This window comes from Actinomadura kijaniata NBRC 14229, from assembly GCF_001552175.1.
In the GTDB taxonomy this organism is placed as follows: Bacteria; Actinomycetota; Actinomycetes; order Streptosporangiales; family Streptosporangiaceae; genus Spirillospora; species Spirillospora kijaniata.
Genome location: NZ_BCQR01000209.1, coordinates 1 through 18,541 on the forward strand (window position 1 = coordinate 1; position 18,541 = coordinate 18,541).

Below are 18,541 nucleotides of genomic sequence, written 5' to 3' on the forward strand. Positions count from 1 at the left end.
GATCCGGCGCGCCAGCGACCACAGCGCGGCCTCGCCGCGCCGCAGCCACCACGCCGCGGCCAGCGCCGCCAGCAGGTGGGCCAGCGTCATCGCCGGGCCGTCGTGGGCCGGGCGTTCGGCGAGGCCTGCCCCCGCGTGGTGGACGGCGCCCGCGGACGCCCGCGTGAACAGCACGTGCAGCCCGAACTGCGCGCCCAGCAGGGCGCCCAGGATCGTCGCGAAGGACCGTTCGGTTCCCGCCAGCAGCGCCGAGAACGCCGTGACCAGCGCGAACCCCAGCCCCACCGTCCCGGCGGGCACGGCGGAGCCCGCCGCGTAGGCGTGTCCGGCGGTGGTCAGGGTCAGGCAGACCGTGGCGAAGACCACCGCGCGGGCCAGGCGCGGCAGGGGGCGTGCGGGCGGGTGCTGGGGCATGGCGGCGTCGATCTTCGCACGTCGTGGCGTCAGAGGGCGAAGTCGGCCTGGACGGCCCGGTGGTCGCTGCCCGGGGTGTCCACCGTGCTCGCCCGCACCGGCCGCACGCCCCGGTACAGGATGTGGTCGGGGCGGGTCAGCGGGAACGACGCGGGCCAGGTGAAGCCGAAACCGCGGCCGGCGTCGCCCTGCGCCTCCCGCAGCGGCGGCACCAGCGCGCCGAGCTTGCGGTCGGTGGTGGCGGTGTTGAGGTCGCCCAGCACGAGCAGGCGCCCGGCGGCGCCCTCGGCGCGGACGGCGTCGGCCAGCCGGTCCATGGTCATGTCGCGTTCGGCGGTCCGGCCGGGGCGGGCCGAGCCGAGATGCGCGACGATCACGGTCAGATCGCCGCGCCCGGTGCGCACCGTGGCGCGCAGCGCGCGCGGCCAGCCCAGGCCGAGCGGCACCACCCGGGCGTCGCGCAGCGGGAAACGGCTCCACAGCCCGACGGTGCCCTTCACCACGTGGTGCGGGTAGGTCCCGTCGAGGGATCCGGGGTGGCGCCCGCCCGGCATCTCCTGCAACGCCAGCAGGTCGGCCCTGGTGTCGAGCAGCCGGGAGATGGTCGCGGCCGGGGAGGGATTGCCCGCGTACATGTTCTGGCTGACCGCGCGCAGGTCGCGGGAACCGCCGGAGGAGGGCGCCAGCGCGGTGCCGAACATGGCGGTCCAGACGGCGGCGGGCAGCGCCACCGCCGCCGCGCCGCGCCCCGACCGCCGCAGCGCGGCGGCCGCCAGCAGCATCGGGACGCCGGCTCCCAGCCAGGGCAGCGCGGTGTCGAGCAGCGTCCCCGCCGCGCCGGGCACCAGCCGGTGCCCGGCCAGCAGGAGCGCCAGCGCGACCGCCACCACGGCGATCACGGTGCCGCGGCGGCCACGGGAGGGAGACGGGGGACGGGCGCGTCCGGCGGGGAGCTCGTCACCCCGCGTTCCGGTCGTGGTCGGGAGGGTCACCCCGCCGACGCTACCCGCGCTCCGAAGGTGCCCGTGCCCGCCCGTCCGGCACGGACCCGGGGGCTACCGGCGAGTAAACTACGCGGTGCGGCACCGCCGGACGGGACGGCCCCTCGGTCACCCCATCCGGCGCGGCATGGCACCCTTGAGGGCGAGCAGAACCCGAGCAGGCAGTTCCTACACAGGGAGAGCATGGTGCGGCGCTGGCATGGCCTCGACGAGGTTCCCGCCGACTGGGGCAGGTCGGTCGTCACCATCGGCGTGTTCGACGGGGTGCACCGCGGACACCAGCGGATCGTCGCCGACGCCTGCGCGCAGGCGGCCGAACGCGGCATGCGGTCGGTGGTCATCACCTTCGACCCGCACCCCGACGAGGTGGTCCGCCCCGGCACCCACCCGCCGCTGCTGACCACCACCCGCCGCCGCATCGAGCTGCTGGAGCGGCTGGGCGCCGACGCCGTCGCGGTGGTGCCGTTCACCCTGGAGCTGTCGCGGACGCCGCCGGACGACTTCGTCCGCCAGGTCCTCGTGGAACGCCTGCACGCCGCGCACGTCATCGTCGGCGAGGACTTCCGCTTCGGGCACCGGGCCAAGGGCGACGTGGCGCTGCTGAAGGAGCTCGGCGCCAAGTACGACTTCACCGCCGAGGGCGTCCCCCTGGTCGCCAACGGCGACACCATCTCCTCCACCCTCATCCGCGGCAGGCTGGAGACGGGCGACGTGGCGTCGGCCGCCCACGCCCTGGGCCGTCCGCACCGCGTCGAGGGCGTCGTGGTCCGCGGCCACCAGCGCGGCCGCGCGCTGGGCTTCCCGACCGCGAACCTGGAGACCCAGCCCCACACCGCCATCCCCGCCGACGGCGTCTACGCGGGCTGGCTGGTCTGCGACTCCGACCGCTACCCGGCGTTCCGCTGGCCCACCGCGATCTCGATCGGCACCAACCCGACGTTCGAGGGCGCGGGCGAGCGCACCGTCGAGGCGTACGCGCTGGACCGCACGGACCTGGACCTGTACGGCGAGCACATGGCGGTCGACTTCACGGCCCGCATCCGCGACACCCTCAAGTTCGACTCGATCGAGGCGCTGGTCGAGGAGATGCACCGCGACGTGGACCGGGCGCGCGAGCTGACCTCGGAGGGCTGACCTCGGAGGGCCGACCTCGCGGGGATCCCGCCCGCAAATCCGCGCCCCGGTCAGGTGTGAGATCCCGTCGGGTGGGGAAGGAGCCTTCCACGACGCGCGGGAATGACCACCGGGCCACCGGTGTTATACCTGGTGACAACAGGGCGTTTCACTCTGTGACCAGGGGTCTTTCCGGCATGGTACGGTGAAGAATCGCCGGGAAGAGCCCCGGTGCGGTCGGCTGCACCCTCATGCGGCCGGCCTCTTTCCTCACACGCACCATGCGGACCCGTGTGTTCGACCGGGATCTGCGGGTGACGATCTCACTGAAGGAGCCACGTGTCGCTCGACACCGCCACCAAGAACAAGATCATCGCTGAGTACGCGACCACTGAGGGTGACACCGGATCCCCGGAGGTCCAGGTCGCGCTGCTGACCCGTCGGATCAACGACCTGACGGAGCACCTGAAGGAGCACAAGCACGACCACCACAGCCGTCGTGGTCTGCTGCTGCTGGTCGGCCGTCGCCGCCGGCTCCTGAAGTACCTGCAGAACAAGGACATCAACCGCTACCGGCAGCTGATCGAGCGCCTCGGTCTGCGTCGCTAGCACGGCGAGGGAGCGGCTCATGCGAGCCGCTCCCTCTCTTTGTGCCCCTCGGGGCCGTATAAATGAACACAGAGCCTCCGTGGACACCGTCGGTGCGGCCGGTCCTCGGTAGTGGCCTCCGGATCCATCGGCGATCCGGGCGCTTCGATCGAAGACCGGCACTGCGCGACCTCAGGACGGGTAACGACCACGGAGGCGGACAACCCGAAAAACCTGGAGGTTTTCGTGACCGATGCTCCGCGCATCGACGGTGCCCTGAGCACCGAAGCCGTGATCGACAACGGGTCCTTCGGCACCCGTACCATCCGCTTCGAGACGGGCCGCCTGGCCCGGCAGGCGGCCGGTTCCGCCGTCGCCTACCTCGACGACGAGACCATGGTCCTGTCGGCGACCACCGCGTCCAAGAAGCCCAAGGACAACCTGGACTTCTTCCCGCTGACCGTCGACATCGAGGAGCGGATGTACGCCGCCGGGCGCATCCCCGGCTCGTTCTTCCGCCGCGAGGGCCGCCCCTCCGAGGACGCCATCCTCACCTGCCGCCTGATCGACCGTCCGCTGCGCCCCTCGTTCACCAAGGGCCTGCGCAACGAGATCCAGGTCGTCGGCACCATCATGTCGCTGCACCCCGACGACCTGTACGACGTCGTCGCCATCAACGCCGCGTCGATGTCCACCCAGCTGGCGGGCCTGCCGTTCTCCGGTCCGATCGGCGGCGTGCGCGTCGCGCTGATCGACGGCCAGTGGGTCGCGTTCCCGCGCCACTCCGAGCTGGAGCGCGCCACCTTCGACATGGTCGTCGCCGGCCGCGCCCTGGAGGACGGCGACGTCGCGATCATGATGGTGGAGGCCGAGTCCACGGTCGGCACCCTCAAGCTGGTCACCGAGGGCGCCGCCGCCCCGACCGAGGAGGCCGTGGCCGAGGGCCTGGAGGCCGCCAAGCCGTTCATCGCCGAGCTGTGCCGCGCCCAGAGCGCGCTGGCCGCCGAGGCCGCCAAGCCGGTCGCCGAGTACCCGATCTTCCTCGACTACACCGACGACGTGCTGGAGGCCGTGACCGCGGCCGCCCGCACCGAGCTGGCCGAGGCCCTCACGATCGCGGGCAAGCAGGAGCGCGAGACCCGTCTCGACGAGATCAAGGCCGCCACCGCCGAGAAGCTGGCCGCCGACTTCGAGGGCCGCGAGAAGGAGGTCTCGGCCGCCTTCCGCGCGCTGACCAAGAAGCTGGTCCGCGAGCGGATCGTCGCCGAGGGCGTCCGCATGGACGGCCGCGGCGTGAAGGACATCCGCCAGCTCAACGCCGAGGCCCGCGTGATCCCGCGGGTGCACGGCTCGGCGCTGTTCGAGCGCGGCGAGACCCAGATCCTGGGCGTCACCACGCTGAACATGCTCCGCATGGAGCAGATGATCGACACGCTGAACCCCGAGCGCACCAAGCGCTACATGCACAACTACAACTTCCCGCCGTACTCCACCGGTGAGACCGGCCGGGTGGGTTCGCCGAAGCGCCGCGAGATCGGCCACGGCGCGCTCGCCGAGCGGGCGCTGCTGCCGGTGCTGCCGACGCGCGAGGAGTTCCCCTACGCGATCCGCCAGGTGTCGGAGGCCCTCGGGTCCAACGGCTCCACCTCCATGGGCTCGGTCTGCGCCTCGACCATGTCGCTGCTGGACGCGGGCGTGCCGCTGAAGCAGATGGTCGCCGGCATCGCGATGGGCCTGATCCACGAGGGCGGCGAGTACGTCACCCTGACCGACATCCTCGGCGCCGAGGACGCGTTCGGCGACATGGACTTCAAGGTCGCCGGCACCCGCGACCTGATCACCGCGCTCCAGCTCGACACCAAGCTCGACGGCATCCCCGCCTCGGTGCTGGCCGCCGCGCTGAAGCAGGCCAAGGGCGCCCGCCTGGCGATCCTGGACGTCATGCAGGAGGCCATCGAGGGCCCGGCCGACATGTCCCCGTTCGCGCCGCGGATCATCACCATCAAGGTCCCGGTCGACAAGATCGGCGAGGTCATCGGCCCCAAGGGCAAGATGATCAACTCGATCCAGGACGACACCGGCGCCGACATCACGATCGAGGACGACGGCACCATCTACGTCGGCGCGACCGACGGCCCGTCCGCCGAGGCCGCGCGGCAGGCGATCAACGCGATCGCCAACCCGCACATGCCCGAGGTCGGCGAGCGCTACCTGGGCACCGTCGTCAAGACCACGACGTTCGGCGCGTTCGTGTCGCTGCTGCCCGGCAAGGACGGCCTGCTGCACGTCTCGCAGATCCGCAAGCTGCACGGCGGCGCCCGGATCGAGAACGTCGAGGACGTCATCAAGGTCGGCGAGAAGATCCAGGTCGAGGTGACCGAGATCGACCAGCGCGGCAAGCTGTCGCTGGTCCCGGTCGAGGTCGTCGAGCGCGAGTCCGCCGCCAAGGAGGGCGACGACGCCGCCCCGGCCGAGGCCGACGGCGACGACGCCCCCGCCGAGGGCGGCGCCGAGGCCAGGTCCGAGGCCCGCGACGGCGGCGAGAAGCGCGCCCCGCGCCGCCGCCGCACCCGCCGGTCCGGCGACGACTCGGGACAGCGCAACTCCTGACCCCGGTCCCACGTCCGAACCGACCGGTCCGTCCCGTCAGGGGGCGGGCCGGTCGGCCCGTTTCCACCGATTGCGAGCACACGTGACCCTCCCGGCGCGGGCCCAGGAGCCCGGCACCACCTCCACCCTCCACCCCGGATCGGACGGCGCGGGCGTGGTCCGCCGCACGGTGCTGCCCGGCGGCCTGCGCGTCATCACCGAGACGATGCCGACCGTGCGGTCGGCGGCGTTCGGCATCTGGGCCGGGGTCGGGTCACGCGACGAGGACCCCGCCGACGCGGGCGCCAGCCACTACCTGGAGCACTCGCTGTTCAAGGGCACCACGCGGCGCACCGCCATGGAGATCTCGGCGGAGGTCGAGGCGGTCGGCGGCGACATCAACGCCTTCACCGCCAAGGAGTACACCTGCTACCACGCCCGCGTGCTGGACCGCGACCTGCCGCTGGCGGTGGACGTCATCTCCGACATGGTCACCGGCGCGCTGAACCGGCCCGAGGACGTCGAGGCCGAACGCGGCGTGATCCTCGAAGAGATCCACATGCAGGAGGACGAGCCCGGCGACCTGGTCCACGAGGAGTTCGCCGCCGCGCTGTTCGGTGACACGCCGCTGGGCCGTCCCATCCTGGGCACCGAGGACTCCATCAACGCCCTGTCGCGCGACCGCATCCACGGCTACTACCGCCACCACTACGTCCCGCCGAACCTGGTGGTGTCGGCCGCCGGGAACCTCGACCACGACGAGGTCGTGGCGCTGACCGAACGCGCGTTCGCGGCCGTGCTGGGCGGCGACGCCCGGCCCGCCGCGCCCCGCATCGGCGGCGAGACCGTCCCCCTCGGCCCGCGCACCCGCGTGATCGGCCGGGACACCGAGCAGGCGCACCTGGTGCTGGGCGGCCCCGGCCTGCGCCGCACCGACGAGCGCCGCTTCGCGCTCGGCGTGCTCAGCGCCGTGCTGGGCGGCGGCATGTCGTCGCGGCTGTTCCAGGAGATCCGCGAGCGGCGCGGCCTGGCCTACTCGGTCTACAGCTACACCTCGCAGTACGCCGACACCGGCCTGTTCGGCGTGTACGCCGGGTGCCAGCCGGAGAAGGCCGACGAGGTCCTGGCGATCTGCCGCGAGGAGGTCGCCCGCGTCGCCGAGCACGGCCTGACCGGGGAGGAGCTGGCGCGCGGCAAGGGCCAGCTGCGCGGCGGCACCGTGCTGGGCATGGAGGACACCGAGTCGCGGATGAACCGGCTGGGCCGCAGCGAGCTGGTGTATGACGCGCTGCTGTCGGTGGACGAGGTCCTGGCCCGCATCGACGCGGTCACCCTGGACGACGTGCGCGCCGTCGCCGCCGACGTGCTGGGCGGGCCGCAGAGCCTCACGGTGATCGGGCCGTTCGGCGAGCACGACTTCGACCTGTAGACGGGGCGCGGGCGGTCAGTTCCGGGCGGGCCGGACGTCGGGGTCCGGCCGGGGGTCGGGGCCGTCGACGGCGGGGCCGAGCAGCCCGGTCATCCACTTCTTGGTCGGGTCGGCATCGACCAGCAGGGCCTTGGTGAGCGAGCTGAGCGGCACCGCCAGGATCGCCCCCAGCGGTCCGAGCACCCACGCCCACAGCAGCAGCGACAGCGACACCAGGGTGAACGACAGCCCGACCGCGTTGCCGAGGAACTTGGGCTGGACCAGCGACTGCAGCACGAAGTTGATCACGCAGTAGGCGACGATGATCCACACCATGGCGGTCCAGCCGCCCTCCAGCAGCCCCAGCAGCGCCGGGGGTGCCAGCCCGATCACGAAGCCGATGTTGGGGATGTAGTTGGTGAGGAACGCCAGCAGCCCCCACAGCAGCGGCACCGGCACGTCGAAGACGTACAGCACCACCACGTCCAGCGCCGCCACGATCGCCCCGAACACGGTGCTGACCACCAGGTAGCGGGTGGTGTCGCGGGCGAAGCGGCGCAGCGCGTCGACCAGTTCGGGCTGCTGGGGGCGGATCCGCTCCAGCGTGCGCACGGTGCCGGTGGCGTCCAGGCACATGCCGACCAGCATCAGCACGATCAGCACGATCGCCGAGGACGCGCTGAGCAGGCCGTTGAGGAAGCTCTGGACGAACGTGAACAGCTGGCCGGGGTCCAGCTTCGACAGCGCGGTCTGGAGCTTGGCCTGGTCGATGCCGTGCTCGGCCAGCTCCCCGGTGACGCCGTGCAGCAGGTCGGTGAACTGGCCGGAGTAGGTCGGCAGCAGCGTCGCCAGCTGCGCCGCCGACAGCGCCAGGCCCGCGCCGAGCGCCAGCAGCATGACGATCACGGTGACCAGCGGGACCGCCACGCACAGCCAGAACGGGGCGCGGCGGCGTTCCAGCCGGGCCCGCAGCGGACTGACCGCGATCGTCAGCAGCAGCGCCAGCATGGTCGGCCCCACGATGGACGCCGACGCCTTCAGCCCCGCCAGCGTCACGACGGCGGCGGCCGCGCCGACCATCGCCACCAGCCCGGGGGACCAGCCGCGCGCCGCGTCGCCCCTGTCGCCCATCCGCCCTCCCCGCCCCGGGAGCTACCTTCCCCGCGCCGGGCCGCGGTAACTACGGATGGTAGCGCTCTCGTTACGGTGATCCGGTGATCGGGTACAGCCCCGGCATGAAGATCCTCATCCGGGTCGTCATCACGGCGGTGGCGCTGTGGACGGCGACCGCGCTGGTCGACGGCATCGACGTCGGCGGCGACGACGCGGTGAAGCGGACGCTGACGTTCCTGGCCGTCGGGGCGGTGTTCGGCATCGTCAACGCGGTCGTCAAACCGCTCGTGCGGCTCCTCGGCTGCGCGCTGTACGTGCTGACGCTCGGCCTGTTCGCGCTGGTGGTGAACGCCGCCCTGCTGGCGCTGACCGGCTGGCTGTCGGGGAAGCTGGGGCTGGAGTTCCACGTGCGGTGGTTCTGGCCCGCGCTCTGGGGAGCGGTCATCGTGTCGGTGGTGAGCTGGCTGCTCAGCCTGTTCGTCTCGGACGACTGAGGGCCCCGCGCCGGGCGGCGGGTCCGGGCGGCCGCGATAGGCTCGGCGGCGAGTTCGAGCCTTGGAGGACAAAAGTGATCAAGGTGGGGGTGCTGGGCGCGCGCGGCCGGATGGGGGCCGAGGTGTGCCGGGCGGTCGAGGGCGCCGACGACATGGAGCTGGTCGCCACCGTCGACCAGGGGGACGCGCTGGAGGCGCTGGAGCCGGCCGAGGTCGTGGTCGACTTCACCCACCCCGACGTGGTCATGGACAACCTCAGGTGGTGCGTGGAGCACGGCCTGCACGCCGTCGTCGGCACCACGGGCTTCGACCCGTCCCGGCTGGACACCGTGCGGTCCTGGCAGGCCGCCGGGGCCAAGGGCAACGTGCTCATCGCCCCCAACTTCGGCATCGGCGCGGTGCTGATGATGCACTTCGCGCGCAAGGCGGCCCCGTTCTTCGAGTCGGTCGAGGTCGTCGAGCTGCACCACCCGAACAAGGCCGACGCGCCGAGCGGCACCGCCTTCCGCACCGCCGAGCTGATCGGCGCCGCCCGCGCCGAGGCCGGGGTGGGCCCCTCGCCGGACGCCACCACCTCCGAGCTGCCCGGCGCGCGCGGCGCGGACGTCGACGGCGTCCGGGTGCACGCGGTGCGCCTGTCCGGCCTGATCGCGCACCAGGAGGTGCTGCTGGGCGGGCACGGCGAGACGTTCACGATCCGGCACGACGCGATGAACCGCGAGTCGTTCATGCCGGGCGTGCTGCTGGGCGTCCGCCGGGTCGCCGAGCTGCCCGACCGCCTGACCGTCGGCATCGAGTCCCTGCTGGACCTGTGACGGCGCCCGGGTTCGACGGCGAGCCCTGGGACTACCTGGGCGCGGACGAGGCGATCGACGTGGAGCACCCGGTGGTCCAGTCGATCGCCGCGCGGCTGCGCACCGGCGACGACGTCACCTTCGCGAGGCTGGCGTTCGAGCACGTCCGCGACGAGGTGAGGCACTGCCTGGAGGCCCGGGACGGCCGGGTGACCTGGCGGGCCTCCGACGTGCTGGAGCAGCGGGTCGGCTTCTGCTACGCCAAGTCGCACGCGTTCGTGGCGCTGCTGCGCGCGGGCGGCATCCAGGCGGGCCTGTGCTACCAGCGCCTCCGCGACGGCGACGGCTTCGTGCTGCACGGGCTGGCCGCCGCCCTCATCGACGACCGCTGGGTGCGCCTGGACCCCAGGGGCAACAACGCCGAGGTGAACGTCGAGTTCTCGGCCGACGAGGACCGCCTGGCCCGGCGCCCGGACCCGGCCCTGGGGGAGATCGACTACCCGACCGTCCACGCCCGCCCCCACCCGACGGTGCTGAAGGCCCTCCGCTCCCACACCGACGCCCTGACGATGCCGCTCCCGTCGGAGCTGTGAAAGCTTTACCCTCGGTCGTCGCTAGCCGGGCCGGTGGTGCGGAAGGTAACCGGTGATGCCGGGCTACATCCGTTTTCCAGCGGTGATGGGTGAGCTGATCGTCTTCGTGTCCGACGACGATCTGTGGTTGGTGTCGGCCGAGGGCGGCCGGGCCTGGCGGCTCACCGCCGGGGTCGCCGAGGCCACCTATCCGCGGATCTCCCCCGACGGGGAGCGCATCGCCTTCGTCGGGGAGGGCGAGGGGCCCAAGGAGGTCTACGTCCTGCCGGTGGCCGGGGGAGACGCGCGCCGGCTGACCTACCAGGGGGCCCACTGCGCGGTGTCGGGGTGGGACCCGGGCGGGGCGATCGTGTACGCCAGCGACGTCGGGCGGCCGTTCGCGCGCGACGACTACCTCTACCGGATCGACCCCGACGGCGAGGACCTAGTGCTGCCCGTGCTGCTGCCGTACGGGCCCGCGCGGACCGTCACCCACGGGCCGGGACGCGCCGTCGTCATCGGCCGCAACACCGCCGACCCCGCCCGCTGGAAGCGGTACCGGGGCGGCACCGTCGGGACGCTGTGGATCGACCCGGAGGGGACGGGGGAGTTCCGCCGCCTGGTCGAGCTGAACGGCAACCTCGCCGCGCCCTGCTGGGTCGGCGACCGGATCTACTTCCTGTCGGACCACGAGGGCATCGGCAACGTCTACTCCTGCACCCCGGGCGGGGACGGCCTGCGGCGGCACACCGACCACCGGGAGTTCTACGCGCGCAACCTGGCCTCCGACGGGCGGCGCCTGGTCTACCACGCGGGCGGCGACCTGTTCCTGCTGGACCCGGGGGACGGGGCCGCGCGGCGGGTGGAGGTGCAGCTCGGCAGCGCCCGCTCGCAGCGGGCCCGCCGGTTCGTCGACGCGGCCTCCTTCCTCGACACCGCCACCCTCGCCCCGGACGGCGAGGGGCTGGCCCTCACCGTGCGGGGCAAGGCGCTGACCTTCGGCAGCTGGGCCGGGCCGGTGCTCCAGCACGGCGCCCGGCAGGGCGTCCGCTACCGGCTGCTGACCTGGCTGAACGATGGCGCGCACCTCATCGCGGCGGCCAGCGACGACTCCGACCGCGAGCGGCTGGTCCGGCTCACCGCCGACGGGGAGGAGCCGCCGGTCGCGTTCGCCAACGCCGACACCGGCCGGATCGGGGAGCTGGTGGTCTGCCCGGTCTGCGACCTGGTCGCCCTCACCAACCACCGGGGCGAGCTGCTGCTGGTCGACGCGGGCGACCCCGGCTCGGCGGCGGTGCGGGTGGACGTGTCGCCGTTCGGGGCGATCGAGGACCCGGCGTGGTCGCCGGACGGCCGCTGGCTCGCCTACACCTATCCGGGAACGCCGCAGACCACCGCGATCAAACTGTGCCGCGTGGAGACCCGCGAGAAGCACCTGCTGGCCCTGCCGGTGCTGAAGGACCGGCGGCCCGCGTTCGACCCGGGCGGCGACCACCTGTACTTCATCGGGGCCCGGATCTTCAATCCGATCGACGACTCCCTCCAGTTCGACCTGGGGTTCCCGCTGGGGACGCTGCCGTACGCGGTGGCGCTCCGCCCCGACGTGCCCTGCCCGTTCGGGCCCGGACCGCGCCCCCGCGGCGACCACGGCGGGAACGTCGAGATCGACTTCGCGGGCATCGAACGCCGCATCGTGCCGTTCCCGGTGCCCGAGGCGCGCTACGCCCGGGTGGCGGGCGTCCGGGGCGAGAACAAGGCCCTGCTGTCCTACGACCCGGTCGAGGCGGTGCGCGGCGACCCGCTGCTCAGCAGCGCCCTGCTGGTGTACGACTTCACCGGGCAGCGCTACTCGCGGCTCGTCGAGCAGATCAGCGACTTCGAGATCGGCCGCGACGGCGTCACCCTGCTCTACCGGTCCGGCGACCGGCTGCGCGTCGCCCCGGCCCACGAGCCGCTGTCCTCCGGCGAGCGGACCGGCGAGGACACCGGCTGGATCGACCTGTCCCGCGTCAAGGTGTCGATCTGGCCGCAGGGGGAGTGGCGGCAGATGTTCCGCGAGGCGTGGCGGCTGCAACTGGAGCACTTCTGGGCCGAGGACATGGCGGGCCTGGACTGGAACGGCGTCTACGAGCGCTACCTGCCGCTGGTGGACCGGGTCGGCAGCCGCAGCGAGTTCTCCGACCTGCTGTGGGAGATGCAGGGCGAGCTGGGCACCTCGCACGCCTACGAGAGCGGCGGCGCGTACCGGGCCCAGCCCGTCTACCCGATGGCGCACCTCGGCGTGGACTGGTCCCTGGACCCGGTGTCGGGCCGGTTCATGATCGCGGGCATCGTGCACGGCGACCCCTGGGACCCCGAGGCGACCTCCCCGCTCAACCGGCCGGGCGTGGACGTGCGCGTCGGCGACACCGTCCTGGCGGTGAACGGCCAGCCGGTCGGCCGCGGGATCGCCAGCCCCCAGGAGCACCTGGTCAACCTGGTCGGCCAGCAGGTCCAGCTGACCGTGCGGCGCGGCGGCACCGTCCGCACCGTGTCGGTCCCCACCGTCCGGAACGAACGCCCCGGCCGCTACCGCGACTGGGTGCGGCGCAACCGCGCCCTCGTCCACGAACGCACCGGCGGCCGCGTCGGCTACCTGCACGTCCCCGACATGGGCCCGGCCGGGTTCGCCGAGTTCCACCGGGGCTTCCTCACCGAGTACGACCACGACGCGCTGATCGTGGACGTGCGGTTCAACGGCGGCGGCCGCGTCTCCGGCCTGGTCCTGCAGAAGCTCGCCCGGCCCCGGCTCGGCTTCGACTTCCCGCGCTGGGGCGTGCCCGAGCCCTACCTGCGCGAGTCCCCGGCGGGCCCGCTGGTCTGCCTGATCAACGAGCGCACCGGCTCCGACGGCGACGTGTTCGCCCACGCGTTCAAGGTGCTGGGCCTCGGGCCGCTGGTGGGCCGCCGCACCTGGGGCGGCGTCGTCGGCATCCAGCCCCGCCACCGGCTGGCCGACCGGACCCTCACCACGCAGCCGGAGTTCTCGTTCGCCTTCGACGACGTCGGCTGGAAGCTGGAGAACTACGGCACCGACCCCGACATCGAGGTCGACATCACCCCGCAGGACCACGCCGCGGGCCGCGACACCCAGCTCGAACGCGCCATCGACGTCGCCCTGGAACGCCTGGCGGCCCAGCCGCCGCACCGCCCCGACCCGGCCGACCGGCCCCGGCTGACGACTCCGAGGCTTCCTCCCCGTTCGTCCTGATATTGCGAACGGAAGACCATCGCATTGCCCGGCCCCGGGTAGAGCCCTGTTGGTGCGCGGCGCTGCGCACCATGTCACAAGGGGGAAACGACATATGGGCATCTTCGACGACGCCAAGGACAAGGCCGGCGACGCCCGGAGCAAGGCCAAGGACTCCGTCGGCAACGTCTCCGACCGGCTCAAGGACTCCGAGCGCGACACCGACAAGTCCCGTGACGCGGGCGGCGAGTTCCGCGACCGCACCGAGGACATGCGCGACCGCGCCCAGGACCGCATGGAGAACATGCGCGACGACCAGCGCACCAACCCCGAAGACTACCGCCACTGATCCTCGGATCGCGCTGAGGGCGTGCGGCCACCGGCCGCGCGCCCTTCCCCGCGTCCGCGCCCGGCCCTGGCGGGACGCGGGACGGCGGGGGAGAATGCGAGCATGGATGATCATGCCTTCGCGCGGTCGATGTGGACCGTCGTCGAGCCCGTGCACGTGGTGACCTACTTCTCCGCCGAGTGCGCGGCGGCCAACAAGGAGGTGGGCCTGCGCGGGTTCTGGATGGGGTACTTCGGGAGCCGGGGCGCGCCCCTCGGACCGGTGGGACCGGGGGTGATCGAGGCGACGTTCCACGGGTTCCACCCGGCGAAGGTCCGGCGGGCCGTGCCGGACGCCTGGTCGTTCGCCGCGCCCGAGGCGATCCTGCGGGCCCGGTCGGCCGCCGCCGCGACCGCGCTGCGCCGCCTGCACGGCGACGTGGAGAAGGTCGCCGAGCAGGTCAACCCGCTGCTGGCCCGGATCGTGGCCGACGCCGACGCCACGGGGCGGACGCTGTTCGCCGCCAACCGGGACCTCACCCCGCCGGACGACCCGGTGGAGGCGCTGTGGCAGCACGCCACCTCGCTGCGCGAGCACCGGGGCGACGGGCACGTGGCGGTCCTGACGGCCGAGGGGCTCGGCGGGGCCGAGTCCAACATCCTCGCCGCCGCCGTCCGGGGGACCCCCGCGCAGTGGCTCAAGGACAGCCGGGGCTGGTCCGACGAGGAGTGGGCCGCCGCCGCCGGGAACCTCGTGCGGCGCGGCCTGGTCGACGAGAACGGCGAGGCCACCGACGAGGGACGGGCGCTCCGGGAGGCGATCGAGGACCGCACGAACGCGCTGGCCGCCCCCGCCTACCGGGTGGTGGAGAACCCCGCGGAGCTGTTCGGGGCGCTGCGGCCGGTGGCGCGGGCCGTCATCGACTCCGGCGAGCTGCCGTTCCCCAACCCCATCGGGCTGCCGCGGCTGTCCGGCTGACCTGCCGACCTGCCGACCTGCTGACCTGCTGACCTGCTGACCGGCGGAGTCCTACTGTTTCGCGAGGTCGGGACGCCGGGGGATCCCCGCGGCGCGGTAGGCGTCCTCCTCGTCGAGCGTCTCCCGCTCCAGCAGCGTCGTGGCGAGGGACTCCAGCCTGTCGCGGTTGTCGCGGAGCATCCGCAGCGCCTCGGCGTAGCACTCCTCGACGACGCGGCGGGCCTCCTCGTCCACCACGTCGAGCGTGCCCTGCGAGGCGTACTGCGCCATCGGGTCGGCGCCGTCGGGCGGCAGCACCGACAGCGGCCCGACCCGCTCGGACATCCCCCACCGGCCCACCATCCCGCGCGCGATCCGGGTGACCTGCTCCAGGTCGCTCTCCGCGCCGGTGGTGACCACCCCGAACACCAGCTCCTCGGCGGCCATCCCGCCCAGCGCCCCGATGATGCGGCCGCGCAGGTACTCGGAGTCGTAGGCGTACCGGTCGCCCTCGGGGGTGGAGACGGTGACGCCGAGCGCCCGGCCGTGCGGCACGATGGTGATCTTCCGGACGGGGTCGGCGCCCGGGTGCAGCATGCCCAGCAGCGCGTGCCCGGACTCGTGGTAGGAGGTGCGGCGGCGCTCCTCCTCCGGCATGACCAGCGAACGCCGCGTGCCGAGCTGCACCTTCTCCAGCGCCGACCGGACGTCCTCCATGTCCACCGCGTCCTTGCCGCGCCTGACGGCCAGCAGCGCGGCCTCGTTCACCAGGTTCGCCAGCTCCGCGCCGGTCATCCCCGGAGTGATCTTGGCGATCCCGGTCAGGTCCACGTCCGGGGCCAGCGGGACCTGGCGGGTGTGGACCCGCAGGATCGCGACGCGGCCGTTCAGGTCGGGCGGGGACACCGCCACCTGCCGGTCGAACCGGCCCGGCCGCAGCAGCGCCGGGTCCAGGATGTCCGGCCGGTTCGTCGCGGCGACCACCACCACGCCCTCGGAGCCGGAGAACCCGTCCATCTCGGTGAGGATCTGGTTGAGGGTCTGCTCCCGCTCGTCGTGCCCGCCCATCGACGCGCCCGAGCCGCGCTGCCGCCCGATCGTGTCGATCTCGTCGATGAAGATGATCGACGGGGCGGTCTTGCGGGCCTCGGTGAACAGCTCCCGGACGCGCGCCGCGCCGACGCCGACGACCATCTCGATGAACTCCGACGCCGCCGCCGAGTAGAACGGCACGTCCGCCTCGCCCGCGACCGCCCGCGCCAGCAGCGTCTTGCCGGTGCCGGGCGGGCCGGTCAGCAGCACGCCGCGCGGCACCCGCGCGCCGAGCCGCTGGTACTTGCCGGGATCCCGCAGGAAGTCGACGATCTCGCTGAGCTCGTCCTCGACCTCGTCGATCCCGGCGACGTCGGCGAACGTGGCGCGCTTCTCGTCGGGCGCGACCGGCTTGGGCGACCGGCCGAACCCTCCCATCAGCCCGCCCGCCCCGCCGCCGCCCATCCGCCGCTGGATCCACACCATCGCGGCGATCCACAGCCCGACGAACAGCAGTACCGGCAGCAGCGACAGCAGCAGGTTGGCGAGCAGGCCGCGTTCCTCGGTGACCGGGCGGGCCTCCACCACCACGCCCTTGGCCAGCATCTGCTCGAAGATCTTGTCGTTGGCGAAGGTGGGCCGCTGCGTCTCGAACTCGGTGTAGGTCTCCTTCGGGTCCTTCTGGCCCGGGACCTGCTGCTTCTGCTTGAGCTCTCCCTCGATCCGGTCGCCGCGCGTGTAGACGTCCTTGACGTTGCCCGCCGCGACCTGCTCGGTGAACGCGGTGTAGGGGATCGTGACGACGTGCTGCTTGTCGGTGGCGTGCATCGACGCGTAGCTCATCCCGAACACCAGCAGCAGCAGGAACCAGAAGTAGGTGTTGCGGTTCGGCCGGAAACCGCCGGGCCGCGACCCGCCGCCGTCGCGCCCGCCGGGCCCGCCGGGCCTGCCGGGTACGCCCTCGGCACGCCACGGCTGGTCGGGACGGTCACGAGGCGGCACCGGCTGACGGTTGTCGGCGTGCTTCGCCGGCTTGGACGGCACGAATGATCTCCCCAGTGTGCAGAGCGCCACGGCCTCCCGACCGGAATAGATCAAGAGGTTCCCGGGGGTGGCCGGGCGAAACTTCACCGGGATGTGGGTGTGGGGGTGGGGACGGAGGTGGGGATGGGGGTGGGGATGGGGTGCCTTACTGGGAGGTGGTGGGGGCCGCGAAGCCGTGCTTGTGGAACAGCCGCCCCGCCTCGGCGGAGGCCAGCCACGCCACGAACGCCTCGGCCTCCTCCCGGTGCTCGCCGTCCTTCACCGCGGCGGCCGGATAGTTGACGGTCACGTTCTGGTCGGCGGGGATCGGCACGCTGTCGGCGGCCACACCCGCCGACCGCATGTCGGTGATGTAGACCAGCCCCGCGTCGGCCTGCCCGCTGCGGACCCGGTCCAGCACGGCCCGCGCGCTGATCGCCTCACCGGTCCACCGCACGTTCAGCCCGGCCTTGGCGAACACGTGCCGCGCGTACCGGCCGACCGGGACGACGCTCGCGCCGACGGTGATCCGCAGCCCCGGCCGGGTCAGGTCCGCCAGCCCCCGCAGGCCCCGGGGGTTGCCCGGCGCCACGGCGATGGTGAGCGAGTTGTGCGCCACGATCCGGCGGCGGCCGGTCAGATGCTCGTCGACCTCGTTCATCGCGGCCTCGTCGGCGGTGACCAGCACATCGCCGGGCCGCAGGTCCGACACGCGGTCGGCCATCTCCTGGGACCCGCCGGTCTCGGTCTCGACCCGCACCCGGGGATGGGAGTGCCGGTAGGCGTCGCCGAGCTCGGCGACGACCTCGGCCAGCGAGGACGCCGCCAGGACCTGCAACGTGACCGGGCCGGGGTCACCGCAGCCCGCCAGGGGGACGACGAGCGCGAACACGGCGGACGCACGCCGCCATCGGGGGGTGTCGGGCATATGTCCCGATCCTAGGGTCGGGACGTGTTCGTTCCGCTGATTCGACGCGGGCGTGTCAGCGCCGCGCACTAGGGTTCTCAATACCGGTTCTCGGTACCGAACAACGTTTCCGGAAGGCTCTGAACATGTCCCTCGATCTGATGGAGCTGCTGCCCGCCGACTGGCGCGAGAAGCTCGAACCCCACCTCGACCCGAGCCAGGTGGCGGCGCTGGGCGCGTTCGTGGCGAAGGAGTACGAGGAGCAGACCGTCTACCCGCCGCGCGAGGACCTGTTCAACGCGTTCCGCCACTGCCCCTTCGACCAGGCCCGCGTGCTGATCCTCGGCCAGGACCCCTACCACGGCCCCGGCCAGGCCCACGGCCTGAGCTTCAGCGTCCGCGAGGGCGTCAAGCTGCCGCCGTCCCTGCGCAACATCTACAAGGAGCTCGCCTCCGACCTCGACGTCCCCATGGCCAAGACGGGCGACCTGACCCCGTGGGCCGACCAGGGCGTACTGCTCCTCAACGCGGTCCTGACCGTCCGCGCGGGCGAGGCGGGCTCGCACGCGAACAAGGGCTGGGAGGACTTCACCGACGCCGCGATCCGCGCCCTCAACGACAAGGAGGAGCGCGTGGTGTTCGTGCTGTGGGGCGCCTACGCCCGCAAGAAGGCCCGCCTGATCACCGGTAAGCAGCATGTGATCCACGAGTCGGCGCACCCGAGCCCGCTCAGCGCGAAGAAGTTCTTCGGCACCAAGCCGTTCAGCGCCGTCAACAAGGCTCTGGCGGACGCGGGGGAGCCGGAGATCCGTTGGGAGCTGGCTGTCGACTGAGGCGTTCCGGTGCGGGGCTGGGGTTGGTGGGGGTGTGTAGACCCCCGGGGGTTTAGGGCTTGTGGGGGAGGCTTGGCGAAAGCGGGGGTTGGGGTTGTTGGGTTTGTGTAGACCCCCGATATTGCTAGTGGTCTGTGCGGATGTGC

General features: G+C 72.8%; 16 protein-coding genes. 11 read left to right on the top strand and 5 right to left on the bottom strand.

All coding sequences use genetic code 11. The features are described from left to right. Positions 1-414, bottom strand: a 414-nt coding sequence (locus AKI01S_RS43085; RefSeq protein ID WP_218010042.1) for a hypothetical protein, incomplete at its 3' end; no start/stop codon positions are given. A 29-nt stretch (positions 415-443) separates the two neighbouring features. Further along, a complete protein-coding gene (locus tag AKI01S_RS43090) occupies positions 444-1,406 on the bottom strand; it encodes an endonuclease/exonuclease/phosphatase family protein (RefSeq protein ID WP_067831763.1) in 963 nt (320 codons plus the stop codon). A gap of 195 nt (positions 1,407-1,601) precedes the next feature. Between AKI01S_RS43090 and AKI01S_RS43095 the strand changes: the two genes are divergently transcribed. From AKI01S_RS43095 to AKI01S_RS43110, 4 genes are all read left to right on the top strand, one after another. Further along, positions 1,602-2,549, top strand: a complete 948-nt coding sequence (locus AKI01S_RS43095) for a bifunctional riboflavin kinase/FAD synthetase (protein WP_067831776.1) — start codon at positions 1,602-1,604, stop codon at positions 2,547-2,549. Between the two features lie 318 nt (positions 2,550-2,867). Beyond that, positions 2,868-3,137: a 30S ribosomal protein S15 gene (gene rpsO, locus AKI01S_RS43100; protein ID WP_067831764.1), complete on the top strand. Its 270-nt coding sequence runs from the start codon at positions 2,868-2,870 to the stop codon at positions 3,135-3,137. A 243-nt stretch (positions 3,138-3,380) separates the two neighbouring features. Next, positions 3,381-5,726 (top strand): polyribonucleotide nucleotidyltransferase, encoded by a 2,346-nt coding sequence (locus AKI01S_RS43105; RefSeq protein ID WP_067831777.1) that lies wholly within the window; start codon positions 3,381-3,383, stop codon positions 5,724-5,726. A gap of 82 nt (positions 5,727-5,808) precedes the next feature. After that, positions 5,809-7,134, top strand: coding sequence for a M16 family metallopeptidase (locus AKI01S_RS43110; protein WP_067831765.1), 1,326 nt, complete (start codon positions 5,809-5,811; stop codon positions 7,132-7,134). A gap of 15 nt (positions 7,135-7,149) precedes the next feature. On the opposite strand, the gene AKI01S_RS43115 is transcribed toward AKI01S_RS43110, so the two are convergent. Further along, entirely contained in the window at positions 7,150-8,244 is a 1,095-nt protein-coding gene (locus tag AKI01S_RS43115; protein ID WP_067831766.1) for an AI-2E family transporter, read from the bottom strand. An 83-nt stretch (positions 8,245-8,327) separates the two neighbouring features. On the opposite strand from AKI01S_RS43115, the gene AKI01S_RS43120 reads away from it, so the two are divergent. The 6 genes from AKI01S_RS43120 (at position 8,328) to AKI01S_RS43145 (ending at position 14,621) form a co-directional block, all read left to right on the top strand. Beyond that, on the top strand, positions 8,328-8,720 hold the full coding sequence (locus tag AKI01S_RS43120; protein WP_369688776.1) for a phage holin family protein: 393 nt from the start codon (positions 8,328-8,330) through the stop codon (positions 8,718-8,720). 74 nt (positions 8,721-8,794) lie between these two features. Then, positions 8,795-9,535, top strand: a complete 741-nt coding sequence (dapB, locus tag AKI01S_RS43125) for a 4-hydroxy-tetrahydrodipicolinate reductase (RefSeq protein ID WP_084000811.1) — start codon at positions 8,795-8,797, stop codon at positions 9,533-9,535. Beyond that, positions 9,532-10,107, top strand: coding sequence for a transglutaminase-like domain-containing protein (locus AKI01S_RS43130; RefSeq protein ID WP_067831767.1), 576 nt, complete (start codon positions 9,532-9,534; stop codon positions 10,105-10,107). Before dapB ends, AKI01S_RS43130 begins: the two co-directional genes overlap by 4 nt. A gap of 55 nt (positions 10,108-10,162) precedes the next feature. Beyond that, a complete protein-coding gene (locus tag AKI01S_RS43135) occupies positions 10,163-13,336 on the top strand; it encodes a S41 family peptidase (RefSeq protein ID WP_067831768.1) in 3,174 nt (1,057 codons plus the stop codon). Between the two features lie 94 nt (positions 13,337-13,430). Further along, positions 13,431-13,664, top strand: coding sequence for a hypothetical protein (locus AKI01S_RS43140; protein WP_067831770.1), 234 nt, complete (start codon positions 13,431-13,433; stop codon positions 13,662-13,664). A 102-nt stretch (positions 13,665-13,766) separates the two neighbouring features. Continuing rightward, positions 13,767-14,621, top strand: coding sequence for an SCO6745 family protein (locus AKI01S_RS43145; protein WP_067831771.1), 855 nt, complete (start codon positions 13,767-13,769; stop codon positions 14,619-14,621). Between the two features lie 51 nt (positions 14,622-14,672). On the opposite strand, the gene ftsH is transcribed toward AKI01S_RS43145, so the two are convergent. Next, positions 14,673-16,676, bottom strand: a complete 2,004-nt coding sequence (ftsH, locus tag AKI01S_RS43150; RefSeq protein WP_067831772.1) for an ATP-dependent zinc metalloprotease FtsH — start codon at positions 16,674-16,676, stop codon at positions 14,673-14,675. A gap of 145 nt (positions 16,677-16,821) precedes the next feature. After that, positions 16,822-17,583: a molybdate ABC transporter substrate-binding protein gene (gene modA, locus AKI01S_RS43155; protein ID WP_067831773.1), complete on the bottom strand. Its 762-nt coding sequence runs from the start codon at positions 17,581-17,583 to the stop codon at positions 16,822-16,824. Between the two features lie 125 nt (positions 17,584-17,708). Here modA and AKI01S_RS43160 point away from each other — a divergent pair, with 125 nt between their 5' ends. Further along, entirely contained in the window at positions 17,709-18,395 is a 687-nt protein-coding gene (locus AKI01S_RS43160; protein ID WP_067831775.1) for a uracil-DNA glycosylase, read from the top strand. Positions 18,396-18,541: the final 146 nt, after the last annotated feature.